Origin of the sequence: Streptomyces sp. MCA2 (assembly GCF_023544705.1) — a bacterium.
Classification (GTDB): Bacteria; Actinomycetota; Actinomycetes; order Streptomycetales; family Streptomycetaceae; genus Streptomyces; species Streptomyces decoyicus.
This window is the reverse complement of record NZ_JAMJFM010000017.1, coordinates 47,133-62,174: the sequence shown is the minus strand read 5'-3', so window position 1 is coordinate 62,174 and position 15,042 is coordinate 47,133. Positions and strand designations below refer to the sequence as shown.

The 15,042-nt window shown below is 71.9% G+C and carries 16 protein-coding genes; 6 read left to right on the top strand and 10 right to left on the bottom strand.

What is annotated here, in order from left to right:
* The first annotated feature begins 34 nt into the window (after positions 1–34).
* Positions 35–370, top strand: coding sequence for a hypothetical protein (locus M8I34_RS16410; RefSeq protein WP_250050190.1), 336 nt, complete (start codon positions 35–37; stop codon positions 368–370).
* Positions 371–514: 144 nt separating this feature from the next.
* Positions 515–922, top strand: coding sequence for a molybdopterin-binding protein (locus M8I34_RS16405; protein WP_244416391.1), 408 nt, complete (start codon positions 515–517; stop codon positions 920–922).
* A gap of 66 nt (positions 923–988) precedes the next feature.
* On the opposite strand, the gene M8I34_RS16400 is transcribed toward M8I34_RS16405, so the two are convergent.
* Positions 989–2,506: a PucR family transcriptional regulator ligand-binding domain-containing protein gene (locus tag M8I34_RS16400; protein ID WP_250050189.1), complete on the bottom strand. Its 1,518-nt coding sequence runs from the start codon at positions 2,504–2,506 to the stop codon at positions 989–991.
* A gap of 371 nt (positions 2,507–2,877) precedes the next feature.
* On the opposite strand from M8I34_RS16400, the gene M8I34_RS16395 reads away from it, so the two are divergent.
* On the top strand, positions 2,878–3,432 hold the full coding sequence (locus M8I34_RS16395; RefSeq protein WP_250050188.1) for a molybdopterin-dependent oxidoreductase: 555 nt from the start codon (positions 2,878–2,880) through the stop codon (positions 3,430–3,432).
* Positions 3,433–3,552: 120 nt separating this feature from the next.
* Here M8I34_RS16395 and M8I34_RS16390 read toward each other — a convergent pair whose 3' ends face one another.
* Positions 3,553–3,972 (bottom strand): molybdopterin-binding protein, encoded by a 420-nt coding sequence (locus M8I34_RS16390; RefSeq protein WP_244416396.1) that lies wholly within the window; start codon positions 3,970–3,972, stop codon positions 3,553–3,555.
* A gap of 294 nt (positions 3,973–4,266) precedes the next feature.
* Between M8I34_RS16390 and M8I34_RS16385 the strand changes: the two genes are divergently transcribed.
* From M8I34_RS16385 to M8I34_RS16375, 3 genes are all read left to right on the top strand, one after another.
* A complete protein-coding gene (locus M8I34_RS16385) occupies positions 4,267–4,662 on the top strand; it encodes a molybdopterin-binding protein (RefSeq protein ID WP_030983527.1) in 396 nt (131 codons plus the stop codon).
* Between the two features lie 146 nt (positions 4,663–4,808).
* Positions 4,809–5,612, top strand: a complete 804-nt coding sequence (modA, locus tag M8I34_RS16380) for a molybdate ABC transporter substrate-binding protein (protein WP_250050187.1) — start codon at positions 4,809–4,811, stop codon at positions 5,610–5,612.
* Positions 5,613–5,711: 99 nt separating this feature from the next.
* The gene (locus M8I34_RS16375; protein WP_250050186.1) at positions 5,712–7,685 is read left to right on the top strand and encodes an ABC transporter permease; all 1,974 of its coding nucleotides are present in this window, start codon (positions 5,712–5,714) and stop codon (positions 7,683–7,685) included.
* 36 nt (positions 7,686–7,721) lie between these two features.
* On the opposite strand, the gene M8I34_RS16370 is transcribed toward M8I34_RS16375, so the two are convergent.
* The 8 genes from M8I34_RS16370 to M8I34_RS16335 form a co-directional block, all read right to left on the bottom strand.
* The gene (locus M8I34_RS16370; protein ID WP_250050185.1) at positions 7,722–8,168 is read right to left on the bottom strand and encodes a nitroreductase family deazaflavin-dependent oxidoreductase; all 447 of its coding nucleotides are present in this window, start codon (positions 8,166–8,168) and stop codon (positions 7,722–7,724) included.
* A 320-nt stretch (positions 8,169–8,488) separates the two neighbouring features.
* Positions 8,489–9,943, bottom strand: a complete 1,455-nt coding sequence (locus M8I34_RS16365) for a SulP family inorganic anion transporter (RefSeq protein WP_250050184.1) — start codon at positions 9,941–9,943, stop codon at positions 8,489–8,491.
* 17 nt (positions 9,944–9,960) lie between these two features.
* The gene (locus M8I34_RS16360) at positions 9,961–10,563 is read right to left on the bottom strand and encodes a carbonic anhydrase (RefSeq protein WP_250050183.1); all 603 of its coding nucleotides are present in this window, start codon (positions 10,561–10,563) and stop codon (positions 9,961–9,963) included.
* A gap of 91 nt (positions 10,564–10,654) precedes the next feature.
* Positions 10,655–11,104 carry a hypothetical protein gene (locus M8I34_RS16355; RefSeq protein ID WP_250050182.1) on the bottom strand — a complete coding sequence of 150 codons (450 nt, stop codon included), beginning with the start codon at positions 11,102–11,104 and terminating at the stop codon, positions 10,655–10,657.
* 121 nt (positions 11,105–11,225) lie between these two features.
* Positions 11,226–12,533 (bottom strand): MFS transporter, encoded by a 1,308-nt coding sequence (locus tag M8I34_RS16350; protein WP_250050181.1) that lies wholly within the window; start codon positions 12,531–12,533, stop codon positions 11,226–11,228.
* Positions 12,534–12,568: 35 nt separating this feature from the next.
* A complete protein-coding gene (locus M8I34_RS16345; RefSeq protein WP_250050180.1) occupies positions 12,569–13,078 on the bottom strand; it encodes a hypothetical protein in 510 nt (169 codons plus the stop codon).
* A gap of 72 nt (positions 13,079–13,150) precedes the next feature.
* Positions 13,151–14,389, bottom strand: a complete 1,239-nt coding sequence (locus tag M8I34_RS16340; RefSeq protein WP_250050179.1) for a hypothetical protein — start codon at positions 14,387–14,389, stop codon at positions 13,151–13,153.
* Positions 14,390–14,534: 145 nt separating this feature from the next.
* Entirely contained in the window at positions 14,535–14,690 is a 156-nt protein-coding gene (locus M8I34_RS16335) for a hypothetical protein (RefSeq protein WP_199812699.1), read from the bottom strand.
* Between the last annotated feature and the right edge of the window lie 352 nt (positions 14,691–15,042).

The window sequence follows — 15,042 nt, the reverse complement described above, 5'->3', positions numbered from 1 at the left end:
GTGACAGCCTGCGTCCATGAGCTAGGACCTTGCGGTGTGGGAGGGCGCTCGGCCGGCGGGGGATGTCGCCGCGGGCCGGCTCTTCAGGGAGATGTGCGACCGGTACATCGGCACCGAAGCGGAGCACGCTCCGACGGACGGCATCGCCCGGTACGTCGCCGCGCTCCTGGAGCGGTGGCCCGACCTCACGGAGGACGAGGACGACATCTCCCCGTGGTTCACCGGGCCGTTGGTCAACGAGGCCAGTGGTCCGCTGATCTACTTCCCCGTGCGTTACAGCATGGCCGAGGAGGCCTCGGCTTACGCCGCGGATGTCGCCGCATCGATGGGACTTGTCTGTTACGACCCCCAGGCGCGGCGGCTCAGGTAGCCGGCCGGTGCTCCCGCGCTCGCCTGCGTCGGTGTGGGCGGGCACCTGCCGATGACCGCCCCCGGAGAGACCGGCCGCGGCTTCTGCGGAGGAGTGCATGGGGTGTCCGGCCGGTGCGGGCCACGCAGGGCCTAGAGTGCCAGGGTGCCGACGTACAGCATTGGTCAGGCAGCTGGGCTGCTGGGTGTGAGTTCGGAGACCGTCCGCCGCTGGGCCGATGGCGGGCAGCTGGGGATGGACCGGGGCGGTGCGGGAAACCGGGTGATCGACGGGGTGAGCCTGGCCGCGTTTGCCAAGGAGCGTGCCGAGGGCCTGCATCCGGTGCCGGGCGAGGTGCTGACCTCGGTGCGGAACTCGTTCGCGGGAATCGTCACCAAGGTGACCCTCGACGATGTGATCGCCCAGGTGGAGATCCAGTCCGGGCCGCACCGGCTGGTGTCGGTGGTCAGCCGGGAGGCGGTCGAGGAACTCGGGATCGAGGTCGGGGTGACCGCGACCGCCCGGGTGAAGTCCACCAATGTGCACATCGACCGGGCGGGCGACCGGATGTGAGCCCGGGGCGCCGGCCGCCGTGCCCGTGCGGCCCCCGCCGGCCGTGCCCGTGCGGCCCCGGAGCGCTCAGCGGCAGAGCAGCGCCGCCTGGAGATCCAGTTTGTGCTCGAGCCGGGACAGATCGCGGCCGGTGAGCGACTCGATGCGCTGGATGCGGTAGTGCACCGTGTTCACATGCAGATGCAGCGTCTCGGCGGTCCGCGCCCATGACCCGTGGTGGGTGAGGAAGACCTCCAGCGTCTCCAGGAGCATCCGGTGCGAGGTGCTCCCGGCGCGCGCCAGCGGACCCAGCACCCGGTTGCTGAAGGCCGTACGGACCACGGCCGGGACCCCGGCGAGCAGGGCGCCCAGAGTGCTGAGGTCCTCGACGGAGGTCACCCGGGCTCCGTCCGGGCGCTCGGCGCGGGCCGCCGCCAGTGCGTAACGTGCCTGGTCCAGTGCGGAGTTGAGGTCGTCGGGGGCCGGTACCGGGCCGCTGACCCCGGCGTGCAGCGGCGTCCGCGGGCGGCAGGCGTGCACCAGGGGCCACAGTTCGCCGAGCGGGAGGTCGTCCCCGGCGTCGGGGTGGGCGCGGACGACGGCGACCGCCTCGCCGCCCGGGATCCTGCCCGCCGCGAACGGCACATGGGGGGAGTGCCGCAGCGCCTCCGCCAGCGCGCTCACCACTTGGTCCCCGTCCTCGCCGCCCGACGCGGCCACCACCCGGTACGGTCCGGTGGGCGGCAGCCCGCAGGCGTGCAGCGCGGCCTCCAGCGCCGCGGCGTCGGCCGAACCGGCCCCGGCGAGCGCGACCAGCTCGTCCGCCGCCCGCCGTTCCGCCGCCTGCCGCAGCTCGACGCGGTGGCGGTACTGGGCCATGACCTCGGCGATCTCGTGCAGCACCCGCGGCGGGGCGTCGGCCGCGCCCCGCAGATGCAGCTGCCAGCCGTCATACGGACCGGCCTCCCCCTCGATCCGCAGGCTGGTGCCGGCCGACGACGTCAGCTCCCCGGCGGCCCGCTGCGCCGGCAGGTACGGGGCGGCGGGCGTCCGCGCGATCACCCGTCCGGTCGTCGTCAGCAGATAGCAGGGCGGACCGCCCAGGTGGGCGAAGGCACCGTCCAGCAGGGCATCCGGTGCGGCGTTCTCGGCGAGCAGACCGGCGAGTTCGGTGCGGACGTTCTCCGGCAGCGCGTAGTGCTCGCCGGGGCGCCGGCTCAGATCGCCCCACTGGCGCAGGTACACCGCCTCCGTGATGGCACGGAAGGTGGTGTGGGCGGGCACCGCCACCAGCACGATGCCCAGCTCACGGCAGGACTCGACCAGGACGTCCGGGACCGAGCCATGGGTCTCCTCGCCGGCCAGCAGCGCGGTGGCCCCGGCGGAGTGCAGCGCCGAGACGAAGCGGTCGACCTTCGCGCGGCTGTCGCCGGGCGTCCACCACACCAGTCCGCTCAGCACCAGCTCACCCGGCTGGAGAAACCTGGCCGGGTCCTCCAGATCGGTGGCGGTGACACCGCTGACTTCCCGGGTGAGCAGGGGGCCCTCGCCCCACAGCAGGGTCAGATCGAGCGAGTCGAGCTGGAGGAGATCTTGGACGTGCATGTGCGGGCTCCTTGGGCGGCTGCCGGGTGCGGACCCCGGCATCTCACATTCACGAGGTGAATGCGAGTACAGGCATCGTAAATGCCAGCTGATCCAGGCCATAGCGGTGCCGGGCCGGCCGGCCCGGCGGCATCCGTCGCGCGAGGGGTCGGTGTGAGGGGGCGGCGTGAGGGGCCGGTGTGAGGGGACCGGACGGCGGTGCGTGGCGGCCGGTCCGCATCCGGCTCCTGAGATACCGCCCCCTTGGCCCCTTTTGCCTCACACCAGCGAGGCAAAAACGGCGACTGGGCTGGCATCCGTGGTTCGGGGACGGGCCGTCCGGGCATCACAGGGAGGCAGCCGCCGCGCGGATCGCCTCAAGGGGGTCTCGAATGAGCCGACTCGGCCCGCCGTCCCGCACCACCGCCGTACGCCCGCCGCCCGAGGACGGCGCATCTGCCCACCCCCGGCGCTTCGTGATCCGCGGTCAGCTGCGGTGTCCGCTCGCGCTCACCGTCGCGGAGCTGCGCGAACGGTGGCCGCAGCGGCGCGCCGAGGTGGTCTTCGACTGCGCCACGAACGGGCCGCAGCACCACACCTTCGAGGGGCCCCTGCTGCGCGAGGTGATCGACGAGGCGGGCCCGGCCTTCGACGCCCGGCGGCGCAAGGACCGCTCCCGCTACGTGCTGGCGGTCACCGGCCGGGACGGGCACCACACGGTGCTGTCCTGGGCGGAGCTCGATGCCGACTTCGGCGACGCACCGGTCCTGCTGGCCACGGCCATGGACGGGCGGGCGCTCGACGCGGCGGGCAGCCAGCTCGTGGTGCCTTCGGACCGCTGCGGGGCGCGCTACATCAGCGCGATCACCGGCATCTGGTTCGGGACCTGCGCCCCGCCCGAAGCGTCTCCGGGGCTGCCCGGGGGACCGATGGCGGCCGCTCCCTGACCGGCACAGACTGCTCCCTGACCGGTGCCGGGCGCTCCTGGCCCGCACAGGCTGCCTCCTGACCGGCACCCGAACGGCCGAAGTTCCCCTTCCCGCAGGGGACTTCGGCGGGCCCGGTGCTCAGACGGCGGCGAGCGCGATCTCGGTCGACTTGATCAGCGCGGTGACTTCGGCGCCGGCGGCCAGGCCCAGGTCCGTCACCGCGTCCTTGGTGATCGCGGCGGTCAGCTCCCCGCCCGCGACGGCGACCTTGACGCCGGCCATCGCGCCGCCGGTGGTGACGTCGGTGACGGTGCCGGGGATCCGGTTACGGATGCTGACGCCGTCCACCGCACCGGTGGCGAGCGCGACCTCGGTGGACTTGATCAGGGTGCGCACCGCGGAACCCTCCTCGATGCCCAGCTCCGTCACCGCCTCCAGGGTGATCGCGGCGGTGATCTCCTGGCCGCCGTCCAGACGGACCTTGACGGTCGCCATGACCTCGCCGGGGGTGACGGAGAGAACGGTGCCGGAAAACTGGTTACGGATGCTCAGGCTCATGGAAGTGCCTCACCGGGGAAGAGGAAAGCCGGGGTGGAATATCGCGTTTCCCTGCTCTGTCAGCTGCACTCTAATCACCCGCCGCCCCGCCGTCCGGGCACGCATGACCGGCGTCAGGGGGATATACGGAGGTGCCCGGAAAACGGAGGTGCGGGGGAATTCCGTTGAGGCGCGCGGGGTGGCCGCCGGTCGGGCGGCGGCTTTTCGTTCCTTCCTCCAGGAGCCCTGGCATCTGCCATATAGCTTCGCCTGAAGGATTGCAAATGCGAGCTGATACTGCATATCTTGTCGCACATGCAGTCCTATACGATCGGCCAGGCGGCGCGGCTGCTGGGCGTCAGCCCGGACACCGCCCGCCGTTGGGCGGACGCCGGCAAGGTCGCGACCCATCGCGACGACGGTGGCCGCCGCCTCATCGACGGCCGTGATCTGGCCGCCTTCTCCATCGAGGTGGCGCAGAACGGCACCGGTGAGGACGACGCCTCGTACACCTCCGCGCGCAACGCCTTTCCGGGCATCGTCACCGCCGTCAAGCTCGGCGATGTCGCCGCCCAGGTCGAGATCCAGGCCGGTCCGCACCGCCTGGTGTCCCTGCTGACCCGGGAAGCGGTGGAGGAACTGGGCCTGGAGGTCGGCATGCAGGCCACCGCCCGCGTGAAGTCCACCAGCGTGCACATCGACCGCACCTGACCCACCGCGGCCGCACCCCAGCCGATCCGCAACCACCGTCCCCACCGGCCGGCTGCCTCACACCAGCGGCGTCGCCCGTCCACGGCGCGGCTTTCCCATTTGCCCGGACGACGCCCGTCGTCCCGCGTTCCAAGGAGTCCCGCCCCATGTCCCAGCCCTTCTCCGGACGCCGCGCCGCCGCCGCGCTCGTGACCGCCGCCCTCCTCGTACCGCTCTCCGCCTGCGGCGGCAACGACGACAGCAAGAAGGACGCGGGCAGCGAGAAGTCCGGCAGCGCCGCCTCCAAGGCGGACCTCACCGTGCTCGCCGCCTCGTCGCTGACCGATGTCTTCAAGAAGGCCGGCGCGGTGTACGAGAAGGAGCACCCGGGCACGAAGGTGAACTTCTCCTTCGCCGGCTCCCAGGAACTGGCCGCCCAGGTCAAGGAGGGCGCGCCCGCCGACGCCGTGGTCACCGCCGACACCAAGACCATGGACGGCATGAAGGTCGACGTCGGCACGCCCACCGTCATCGCCAAGAACCGCCTGGTCATCGCGACCGGCGAGGGCAACCCGAAGAAGATCGGCAATCTCAAGGACCTCGCCGACAGCAAGCTGAAGGTCGTCCTCGCCGCCTCCGAGGTGCCGGTCGGCCGCTACGGCCAGCAGGTCCTGGACGCCCAGAAGCTGAAGGTCAAGCCGGTCTCGCAGGAGCCCAACGTCCGCGCCGTGCTCAGCAAGGTCGAGCTCGGCGAGGCCGATGCCGGCCTCGTCTACAAGACGGACGCCGCCACCGCGCCCAAGAAGGTCGACGCCGTCGACATCCCCGACGCACAGAACGCCGTGGCCTCCTACCCGGCCGCGACATTGAAGGCCTCTCAGCACCAGTCCGCCGCAGCCGCCTTCGTGAAGTGGCTGAGCACGCCCGAGGCGCAGAAGATCCTCCAGCAGGCCGGCTTCCAGAAGCCGTGACCCGGTGCGGCGCGCACGGACCGTCCGGCTCGGGGGAGCGGCCCGGCCCGTGCGCGCCGCCGTACACCGGCCCGGCCCGCCCCGATCCCAGGGACCCCGATGAGAAGCCCCCGCAGGTTCGCCCCGCCCCCGGCCGGCAGGCTCCGCGCGCCCGGTACCCGTGCCCCTCTCGCGCTGGCCGTGCCCGCGCTGGTCGCCATCGCGTTCCTGCTGATGCCGCTGGTCGGCGTACTCGCCCGCACCCCCTGGAACGACCTCGGCACCCATCTGACCAGCCCGGACGTCCTCGAAGCGCTCCGGCTGTCGCTGGTGGTCTCGTTCTGCGCGCTGGGGCTGTCGCTGCTGCTGGGGGTGCCGCTGGCCTGGCTGCTGGCGCGGGTCGGCTTCCCCGGCAAGGCGCTGGTCCGCTCGCTGGTGCTGCTGCCGATGGTGCTGCCGCCGACCGTCGGCGGTGTCGCGCTGCTCCTCGGCTTCGGCCGCCGCGGACTGCTCGGCGGCTGGCTGGAGAACACCTTCGGCATCGTGCTGCCGTTCCACACCTCCGGCGCGGTGGTCGCCGCCACCTTCGTCGCGATGCCGTTCCTCGTCATCAGTCTGGAGGGCACGCTCGCCGGACTGCGCACGAGCTACGAGGAGACCGCGGCCTCCCTCGGCGCCTCTCCCGTACGGGTCTTCTGCACCGTCACCCTCCCCATGGTCGCCCCCGGCCTCGCCGCCGGTGCCGCGCTGACCTGGGCCCGCGCGCTCGGTGAATTCGGCGCGACGATCACCTTCGCCGGCAATCTGCCCGGCACCACCCAGACCCTGCCGCTCCAGGTCTACCTGCTGCTCCAGGGCTCCCCGGAAGCGGCCACCTCGGTCTCGCTGCTGCTGCTCGTCATCGCCATGGCCGTGCTGGTCGCTCTGCGCGGCCGCTGGACGGGCGGCACCACCGACCGCGCGGCCCGCCCCGTACGCGCCGGTGATGACACCGCCCCGGCGTCGCCGCCCGCCACCGGCGTCGAGGAACCCGTCACGACGTCCGTGGCGCCTCAGGAACGCTGGCCGCTGCACGCCGAGGTCACCGGCTTCAACGAGCTGACCCTGGACGCCGGTCCGGGCACCACCATCGCCGTCGTCGGCCCCAACGGCGCCGGCAAGACCACCCTGCTGCGCGCCCTGCTGGGCCTCACCCCACGCGCCCGCGCCACGCTGCGCCTCGGCGACACCGACGTCACCACGCTGCCCCCGCACCGCCGCGGCGTCGCCTGGGTCCCCCAGGACGGCGCGCTCTTCCCGCATCTGTCGGCCCTGAGTAACACCGCCTACGGGCTGCGCGCCCAGGGCACCGGGCGCGCCGAGGCCCGCCGCGCGGCACAGCTCTGGCTCGACCGGCTCGGCGTCGGCCCGCTCGCGCACCGCAAGCCCGCCCAGCTCTCCGGAGGGCAGGCCCAACGCGTCGCGCTGGCAAGGGCGTTGGCCGCCCGCCCGCGTCTGCTGCTGCTCGACGAACCGCTCGCCGCGCTCGACCAGACCACCCGCGCCCATGTCCGCCACACCCTGCGCGGCCATCTCGCGGGCTTCGGCGGCGTCTGTCTGATCGTCACCCATGACCCCGTCGAGGCGGTCTCGCTCGCCGACCGCGTCCTCGTCCTCGACGACGGCCATGCCCTCCAGGACGCGCCGCCCGCCGAGGTCACCCGGCACCCGCGCTCGCCCTGGGTGGCCCGGATGCTCGGCCGCAACGCCTGGCCGGGGACCGCCACCGGCGACGGCCTTGCGCTCACCGGCGGCGGTCACCTCGTCGCGGCCGACCGGCTCCCCGACGGTGCCCGGGCACTGGCGATCATCGCCCCCGAGGCGGTGTCCCTGCACCTGGACAAGCCCACGGGCAGCCCCCGCAACGTCTGGCCGGGCACCGTCCGGGAGATCACCTCGGCGGGCAGCCGGCTGCGGATCCTCGTCACCTCGGACGAGGCCCCCGACCTGGTGGCCGAAATCACCCCATCGGCGGCCCTCGAACTCGGCCTGGCCGACGGCGTGTCCGTCTGGACCAGCGTCAAGGCCACCGAGGTCTCCCTCGTGACGCTCTGAGCCTCGGGGCGGCCCTGAGCGTCGGGGCCGGCCCGGTCAGTGCGCCGTGGCCGCCGGCTCCAGGACGAACACCGGGATCCGGCGGTCCGTCTTCTCCTGGTAGTCGTCGTAATCGGGGTACGCCTTGACGGCGCGCCCCCACCACAGGGACTTCTCCTCGCCGGTGACCTCACGGGCCGTCATGTCCTGGCGCACCGGGCCGTCCTGGAGCTCCACCCGTGGATCGGCCACGACGTTGTGGTACCAGACGGGGTGCCGGGGCGCGCCTCCCATGGAGGCCACCACGGCGTACGTCCCGTCATGCTCCACCCGCATCAGCGGGCTCTTGCGGATCTTTCCGCTCTTCGCGCCCCGGGTGGTCAGGACCACGACCGGCAGCCCTCGCATCGTGGTGCCTTCCTCACCACCCGAGCTCTCGTACAGCGCGACCTGATCGCGCACCCACTGCTCCGGGCTGGGCTCGTACTCACCCTGAAGAGGCATAGCGTCCGTCCCCTCGACGACGACAAGCGTGGCGTCGGCCGCCTCGGGGCATGCGTGCCGCCCACGACCGACCTGATCTTCGCTCAACAAACGTAGCGGGGGGAGTCTTCCCGGCAGCGCCGTCCGGCAGCGCCGTCCGGCCGCGCGGTGTGGCCGCGCGGTGTGGTGACCGTACGGCCGGCGGATGCCGACGTGCCGGCCACCAGTCCCGGCTGTCCCGTCCGCCTCCTCCGCGGAGGGGACGGGAGAGCCGGGTCCGGTGGCCGGCACGCGACCGGTGCCGGACCGCACACCGGCAGACCCGGCGGGCGGTCCGGTCGTCAGGACACCAGTTCCACCGCCCGCCGGCTGCGGCGGTGCTGTTCGGCCCAGTTCGTCAGCGCGGCGCCACATGCGTGGTCGAGATGGCGCAGCCCGCTCAGATCGAGCTCCACATCCCGGTCGGCGGGCAGCCCCTCGAGCTGGTCGAGGATCTTGGGCAGCCTCAGGAACGTGGCGTTGCCGACGGCGCTGACGAGCACCGGCTCGTCCTCGTCGTCCGGGGTGTAGATGTCGAGGTGGACGTGGGAGGTCTCCCATGCCGTCTTCGCGATGGCCATCAGCAGGCCGATGAGGACGCCCTCGAACATATTGACCGTCACGATCGCGAGCGCCGTGACCAGGAGAACGACGGCCTCACCGCGGTGGTCGCGCCACAGCGGCCGCAGCTCCTTGAACGGGATGAGCTTGCAGCCCGCATGGACCAGTACGCCCGCCAGCGCGGCCACCGGCACCACACCCAGCGCGGCCGGGAACGCCGCGGCGAACGCCAGCAGCCAGACGCCGTGCAGCACCCGCGAGGCCTTGGTCTTCGCGCCCGCCTGGACATTGGCCGCACTGCGGACGATGACGGCGGTCATCGGCAGAGCGCCGAGGATGCCGCAGACGGCGTTGCCCGCGCCCTGGGCCATCAGCTCCTTGTCGTAGTCGGTGCGCGGTCCGTCGTGCAGCCGGTCGACCGCGGCGGCGCTGAAGAGGGACTCGGCGGACGCGATCAGCGCGAAGGCGAGGACCGTGCCGAGCACACCGATCTCGGTGAGCCGGCCGAGGTCGGCGAGGCCGGGCGGCTGGATGGCGTCCAGCAGCCCGCTGACCTGGACCCGTGCGACGGGCATGTCCAGTGCCCATACCGCGGTGGTGGCGAGCGCCACGGCGGCCAGCGGCGCGGGGAGGACCCGCGCGGCGCGCCGCCAGCGCGGCCACAGCACCAGGACGGCGATGGTGCCGGCACCGATGGCGAGCGCGGCCAGTGCGGTCCCCGACCCCACGGTGGAGGCGGCCAGGCCCGGCATTCCGCCGATGTTGGCGAGTCCGCTGCCGGGCGCCTTGGCGTCCGCGAGGGCGTAGAGCTGTCCGGCGATCAGGACCAGGCCGATGCCGGCCAGCATGCCCTGGACGACGGCGACCGAAATCGCCCGGAACCAGCGCCCCAACTTCAGGACGCCCATGGCCAGTTGGAGTGCGCCGGCCGCCAGGACCAGCGCGCCGAGCGCGCCGATGCCGTACTCCTTGACGGCTTCGAAGACCAGCACCGTCAGACCGGCCGCGGGGCCGCTGACCTGAAGGCTGCTGCCCGGGAGCAGGCCGGTGAGCAGCCCGCCGACCACGCCGGTGACGAGGCCCAGCTCGGCCGGGACCCCGGAGGCGACGGCCACCCCGACACACAGCGGGACGGCCACGAGGAACACCACGAGGGAGGCGGTGAAGTCCGCCCGGAAGGAAGTGAATCGCTTCATGAGGTGCACGCCCGCCTTCACAGCGGGAGGAACAGATCGGAGGCCGGGTGATGCGCGGCCACCAAGCCGGTGTGCACTTCGTAGAACCAGCCGTGCAGATTCACCTCGCCGGCGGCGAGCCGCTCCTGTACACAGGGGTAGCCGCGCAGCCGGTCGACCTGTTCGCGCACATGCTGCTGGACCGCGGCGGAGACCGTCGGTTCCGCGTCCTTGGGCAGCTGGTCGGACAGCTGCTGCGCCAGCCAGTCCCGTACGGCAGGCGCGCCGGTCAGGTCCTCGCCGCGGGCCCGGGCGCCGACCGCGCCGCAGTGCGAGTGGCCGCACACCACGATGTCGGCCACGCCCAGGACGCGCATCGCGTACTCGATGGTGGCGGCTTCCGCGCAGGCGGCCATGTCCTCGCGGTAGACCGGCACGGCGTTGCCTGCGGTCCGCAGTTCGAAGAGTTCGCCGGGCCGCGCCCCGGTGATCAGGGACGGGACGACCCGCGAGTCGGAGCAGGTGATGAACAGCGCGAGCGGGGACTGTCCGTCCGCGAGCCGGCCGTACGTCTCCTGTTCCTCTCGCCGGTCGGCAATACGGGCCGTCAGGCCCCGGGCATGCTGAATGAAGGTCTCCATGAGGAGGTCTCCTGCTGATGAGTGGTGCCACGGTGAGGTGGTGGCGCGAATGTGCAAGGTGCGGTTGGTGGTGCAGGCCACCACGCCGCTCTCAGCAGCGGAAGACGCAGTGCAGGAGGGGGATTTCGGCCGGTCTTGAGGCGGCCTTGGTGGTGCTGCCGGCCGACGGGGCGCCGGATGACATCGCGGCTACGGGCTGCTTGACGCCCACGCCGAACGGCGGGAGCGGCCGGCCGATGTGCTGGGGAATGCCGACGGTGAGCCGGGCGGTACGCCGCGGCTGGCCCCGCTCGGCCTCGCGCTTGGCCTTCTTCTCGGTGCCGTCATGGTCCGGCTCGGCGGCCGGCGGTGCGCTCGCGGACTTCACGGGCGACGGGGCGGTGAACGCGCTCTTCGCGGCGCCGGAAGCCGTCGCCGCACCCCCCAGCAGGAATCCCAGAACCACCATGAGGGCGGTCAGGGACGTGCGGCACAGGCGCAGCGCCGGTATGCCCGGTATGCAGGTGTCCTTCCGCATCATCGTCCCCCGTGGGTCGTCCACACGATTCCACTCTGCCCTCACAGTGCAGCACCCAGGTTTCGTGCGTGATAACGAGAAATGACGCCAAGTTTCAAGATTTCCTTCAAAGGATGCCGGGAACATCCGTTGTGCGAACGGACGTTCACGTCTGTTCCGTTTCCTTGCGGGCCGCGGGGGCGGAGGCGGTGTGCGCGGGACGGCGGACCGCCCAGGCGAGGACGGGAAGGACGGCCAGCGCGAGAATCCCGCCGGCCAGCGCCAGCGTCGGGTAGCCGCCCAGGACGACGACCAGACCCGAGGCCATGCCCCCGGTGGCACCCGCGAGGGCGATGCCGACGTCCACCAGGCCCTGCGCCGACGCGCGACGGGCGGGCGGCAGCGCGTCGGTGACCAGGGCGGTGCCGCTGACCAGCCCGAAGTTCCAGCCGATGCCGAGCAGCACCAGTGCCGTGGCGAGCGCGGGAACGGAGTGCGGGGGCGCCACGGCGGCGAGGACCCCGGCCGCCAGCAGGACCGGACCGGACGCGCCGGCGATCCAGCGCCGGCCGATCCGGTCGACCAGCAGCCCGGTGAGCGGGGAGGGCAGGAACATCGCTCCGACGTGGAGGGCGATGACCAGGCCGGACGCCTGGGTGCCATGGCCGTGTGCCTGCATGTGGACGGGCGTCATCGTCATGATCGCGATCATCACGAGCTGGGTGATGATCATGATCGTGGTGCCGGTGATCACCCCGCGCCGGTCGGGTCGCTCGTCCGGGCGGCCGTCGGCGTCGCCCGCCGTACTCCCGGCCGCCACCACGGCCCGTTCCGCGGCCAGCTTCTCGGCCAGCCGCAGCGGATCGGGCCGCAGCAGCACGGCCAGGGCCACCGCGGCGGCCCCGAACGCGGCGACGGCCAGCAGGAACGGCCCGGCGAGCCGGGGGATGCCCCAGGAGTGTGCGACCTCTCCCGTGAGGGTCACCAGATTGGGTCCGATCACCGCGCCGAGCGTGGTGGCGAAGAGGACGGTGCTCACCGCCCGCCCGCGCCGCGCGGGCGAGGCCAGATCCGCACCCGCGTAGCGCGCCATCAGATTGGTCGAGGTACCGGCGCCGTAGACCAGCAGGGACCCGAACAGCAGCACCGCACTGCCGAGGGCGGCCGCCACCACGACCCCGAGGCTGCCGAGCGCCCCGACGGCGTACCCGAGCGCAAGACCGGGGCGCCGGCCGTGGCGCCGGCAGATCTGGCCGATGCCGACGGCGCCGAGCGCGGCGCCGGCAGTGAACAGCGCACTGGGCACGCCCGCCAGGCCGGTCGAGCCGAGCATGTCCTCGGCGAGCAGCGCGCCAACGGTGATTCCCGCGGCCAGGCCCGCGCCGCTGAGGATCTGGGAGAAGACCAGGACGGCCAGAATCCGCCGCTGTTCTGGCACCTCGTGGATGGCCGGGGCAGCGTTCCGAGCCGTCATGATTCCTTTTCCTCCGAGCCGGTAGCGATCGCTGTTCAGGCCGCCACCGGTTCCAGCGCGGCGATATCCGCGAGCGACAGCCCCATCTGCTCATGGAGGAACCGCACGATGGTCCAGTGCGGCAGCGCACCCTCGTCATACGGGCCGAACTCCTCGCAGTACAGCGGAATCCAGCGCAGTGCCTCTTCGAGTGCCTGCTCGCGGCCCGGCTCCTGCTGGTAGTCCTCGTAGGCGATGCTGCGGTGTTCGATGAAGAAGCGCCCCGGCAGCCGTTCCTCGCACAGCGCCCGGTATTCGCGGGTCTGGAGGATGAGGTAGTGCCAGATCTCGTCGATGTCCTGTTCGACCGGCAGGAACAGGCCGCCGAGCCGGTCGTGGTGCCGGGAGACGAGATAGAGGTAACGCAGACACTCGGTGACCTGGCGCTCCACGAAATCGCGCGGTGCGGCGCTCTTGTCGTCGAAGTGCGTCACCACCTCGGTGTACAGCGCGTCACCGAGCAGGTCCTTGAGATCGTCGGGGGATATCCGCGGCGGGGTGGTCATGCCTCTCCTGTCCGGGGGAGCAGATGTCGGGTGGGTCGGGTTCCCGGTGGGTCGGCCGGGCGCCCGGGTGGCTCAGGTCCCGCTCGTGAGCCAGGCGTACTTTCCCGACTTCCCGATGGGGATGTGCGCACGGTGGGCGAGCCGGCAGCGTCGCCCGGTCAGTTCGCCGATGCTTTCCTCCAGCGCCGCGGCCTCCGCGGGGTCGATGGGTGCGCCGTGGAACGTCGTGTACACCAGCTGCGCCTCGGAATCGCCGGTCAGCCGCAACTGGTACACAAAGACCTGCGAGGACGTCTCACCGATGCACCGGTCGAGGTCGCCCTGTGCGACGGGCCCGTGCGGAGTGCTGAGCAATTCCTTTTCCCGGCCGCAGAATTGGGAGATTTTGCCGGGGTCGGGCGTCCCGTCCAGCGTGCGCACACAGTCGCCCGAGCGGTACCGCACCAGCGGCATATGGGGATTGCGCACACTCGTGACGATCAGCTGGTAGATCGTGCTCCCTGCGGTGACCGGGTGGAGTTCGACGCTCATCTTGTCGAGATGCGGCCAGTAGGTGCCGCGGCGGTCGCTGTAGTAGAGATAGCCGAGCTCGGTGCTGCCGAACAGGTCGATGACCGGGCAGGCGAAGTGCTGGTGCAGAAAACGCCGGACGTTGACCGGTGTGTATTCGTAGGCGTGGATGATGCTGGCGGGCGGCGGGAAGTCGTCCCACAGCCCCCATTCGCCGACCTTCCGCAGCAGATGCGCCAGGTGATATCCGGAGCAGTCGAGGTGGTACCAGCCCCGAGGGTGCGTCCGCGCGGCGGCCCGGATCTCCTGGAGCATCCGCGTCACCTCGTCGCGGTCCCACAGCGCCGGATCGAGCCGCAGATTGAGATAGCAGGTACGCGCATCGAGCTGCCGGTCCTCGGGGGCGGGGACCGGCGCCGGCACGGTACCGCGCCGTGCGGCGTTGACCCGCGCCACATGTTCCGTCGCCAGCACCGTGGTCAGTGAGACCCGCCGGCAGCCCGATTCCCAGGTGTCCGCGATATCGGGGTGTTCGCGCCACAGCCGGTAGTAGGAGTGCAGCAGGAAGTACGGGGGCCGGATGATCTGCATCCGGGCGTGATGGGTGCCGGTGGAGAGGACGAACTCGGCTTCGCCGTTCTCCAGCGCCGCGGCCAGCCGGGGCGTCATCCAGTTGTCGGGGAAGCCGCGCGCGATCTCCGGCTTGTCGAGCAGGGGGAAGTGGCCCTTCGCCAGCGACTCGCGGTAGATCGGAATGTCGCGGATCTGCTCGATGACCTCGGCGGTCGGCTGACCATCCATGGAATCCTCGTCCTTGCTCGGAATGCGGTGCCCACAAGGGAATTCGGGGAGCGGTGCCCGGGACGGGCCGGTGCCCGGGAGCGGGCGGGCGGCCCGATCGTGGTGTGCGCCGCCCGCCCGCTCCGGGCCCCTGAGGGTGCGAGGGTCAGGAGATACAGCCGGCCTTGGGCGCGGCGCTGATGCAGCCCGCCTTCGGCGCCGCGCTGATGCAGCCGTTCTTCGCCGCCTGCTGGGCGGAGTTGGCCGCGAGCCAGTTCTGCCAGACGTTGTCCTGAGCCATCTTCTTGATGAGCTGCTCCATGGGAACCTCCGATGAGAGTGCGGAAGAAGAACTGGGCATACGGCGCTGACCTGCGCTGATGCCACTGCCCTGAAGGTAAAAGTATGACCAAGTGAATGTCAATTATGGGCAATGTCACCGCCTCGGGAAGCGTGCCCGACGCGCCAACTTTGGCGGGATTCCGACGAGATGATCTCCATCCGGAACCAAATGACGACCCGTCAGGCGGAGGGTGCGGGGCGGGCCGGTCTCCCGGCGCCCCGTTGCGCCGCCCGGCGGCCGTCGATCGGGTGACCCGTAGCGCGGCTCCGGAGCCGGACGGCAGCCCGTGGGGGACGATCGCGATCAGTTACCCGCTGACCGGTCCGAGCTC

Bases quoted from the DNA above. Each gene is read 5' to 3' on its own strand.
- M8I34_RS16395 (WP_250050188.1), top strand. From the start codon at position 2,878: ATGAGCCGACTCGGCCCGCCGTCCCGCACCACCGCCGTACGCCCGCCG.
- M8I34_RS16360 (WP_250050183.1), bottom strand. From the start codon at position 10,563: ATGGAGACCTTCATTCAGCATGCCCGGGGCCTGACGGCCCGTATTGCC.
- M8I34_RS16375 (WP_250050186.1), top strand. From the start codon at position 5,712: ATGAGAAGCCCCCGCAGGTTCGCCCCGCCCCCGGCCGGCAGGCTCCGC.
- M8I34_RS16390 (WP_244416396.1), bottom strand. From the start codon at position 3,972: ATGAGCCTGAGCATCCGTAACCAGTTTTCCGGCACCGTTCTCTCCGTC.
- M8I34_RS16350 (WP_250050181.1), bottom strand. From the start codon at position 12,533: ATGACGGCTCGGAACGCTGCCCCGGCCATCCACGAGGTGCCAGAACAG.
- M8I34_RS16385 (WP_030983527.1), top strand. From the start codon at position 4,267: ATGCAGTCCTATACGATCGGCCAGGCGGCGCGGCTGCTGGGCGTCAGC.
- M8I34_RS16340 (WP_250050179.1), bottom strand. From the start codon at position 14,389: ATGGATGGTCAGCCGACCGCCGAGGTCATCGAGCAGATCCGCGACATT.
- M8I34_RS16400 (WP_250050189.1), bottom strand. From the start codon at position 2,506: ATGCACGTCCAAGATCTCCTCCAGCTCGACTCGCTCGATCTGACCCTG.
- M8I34_RS16365 (WP_250050184.1), bottom strand. From the start codon at position 9,943: ATGAAGCGATTCACTTCCTTCCGGGCGGACTTCACCGCCTCCCTCGTG.
- modA (WP_250050187.1), top strand. From the start codon at position 4,809: ATGTCCCAGCCCTTCTCCGGACGCCGCGCCGCCGCCGCGCTCGTGACC.
- M8I34_RS16345 (WP_250050180.1), bottom strand. From the start codon at position 13,078: ATGACCACCCCGCCGCGGATATCCCCCGACGATCTCAAGGACCTGCTC.
- M8I34_RS16335 (WP_199812699.1), bottom strand. From the start codon at position 14,690: ATGGAGCAGCTCATCAAGAAGATGGCTCAGGACAACGTCTGGCAGAAC.
- M8I34_RS16370 (WP_250050185.1), bottom strand. From the start codon at position 8,168: ATGCCTCTTCAGGGTGAGTACGAGCCCAGCCCGGAGCAGTGGGTGCGC.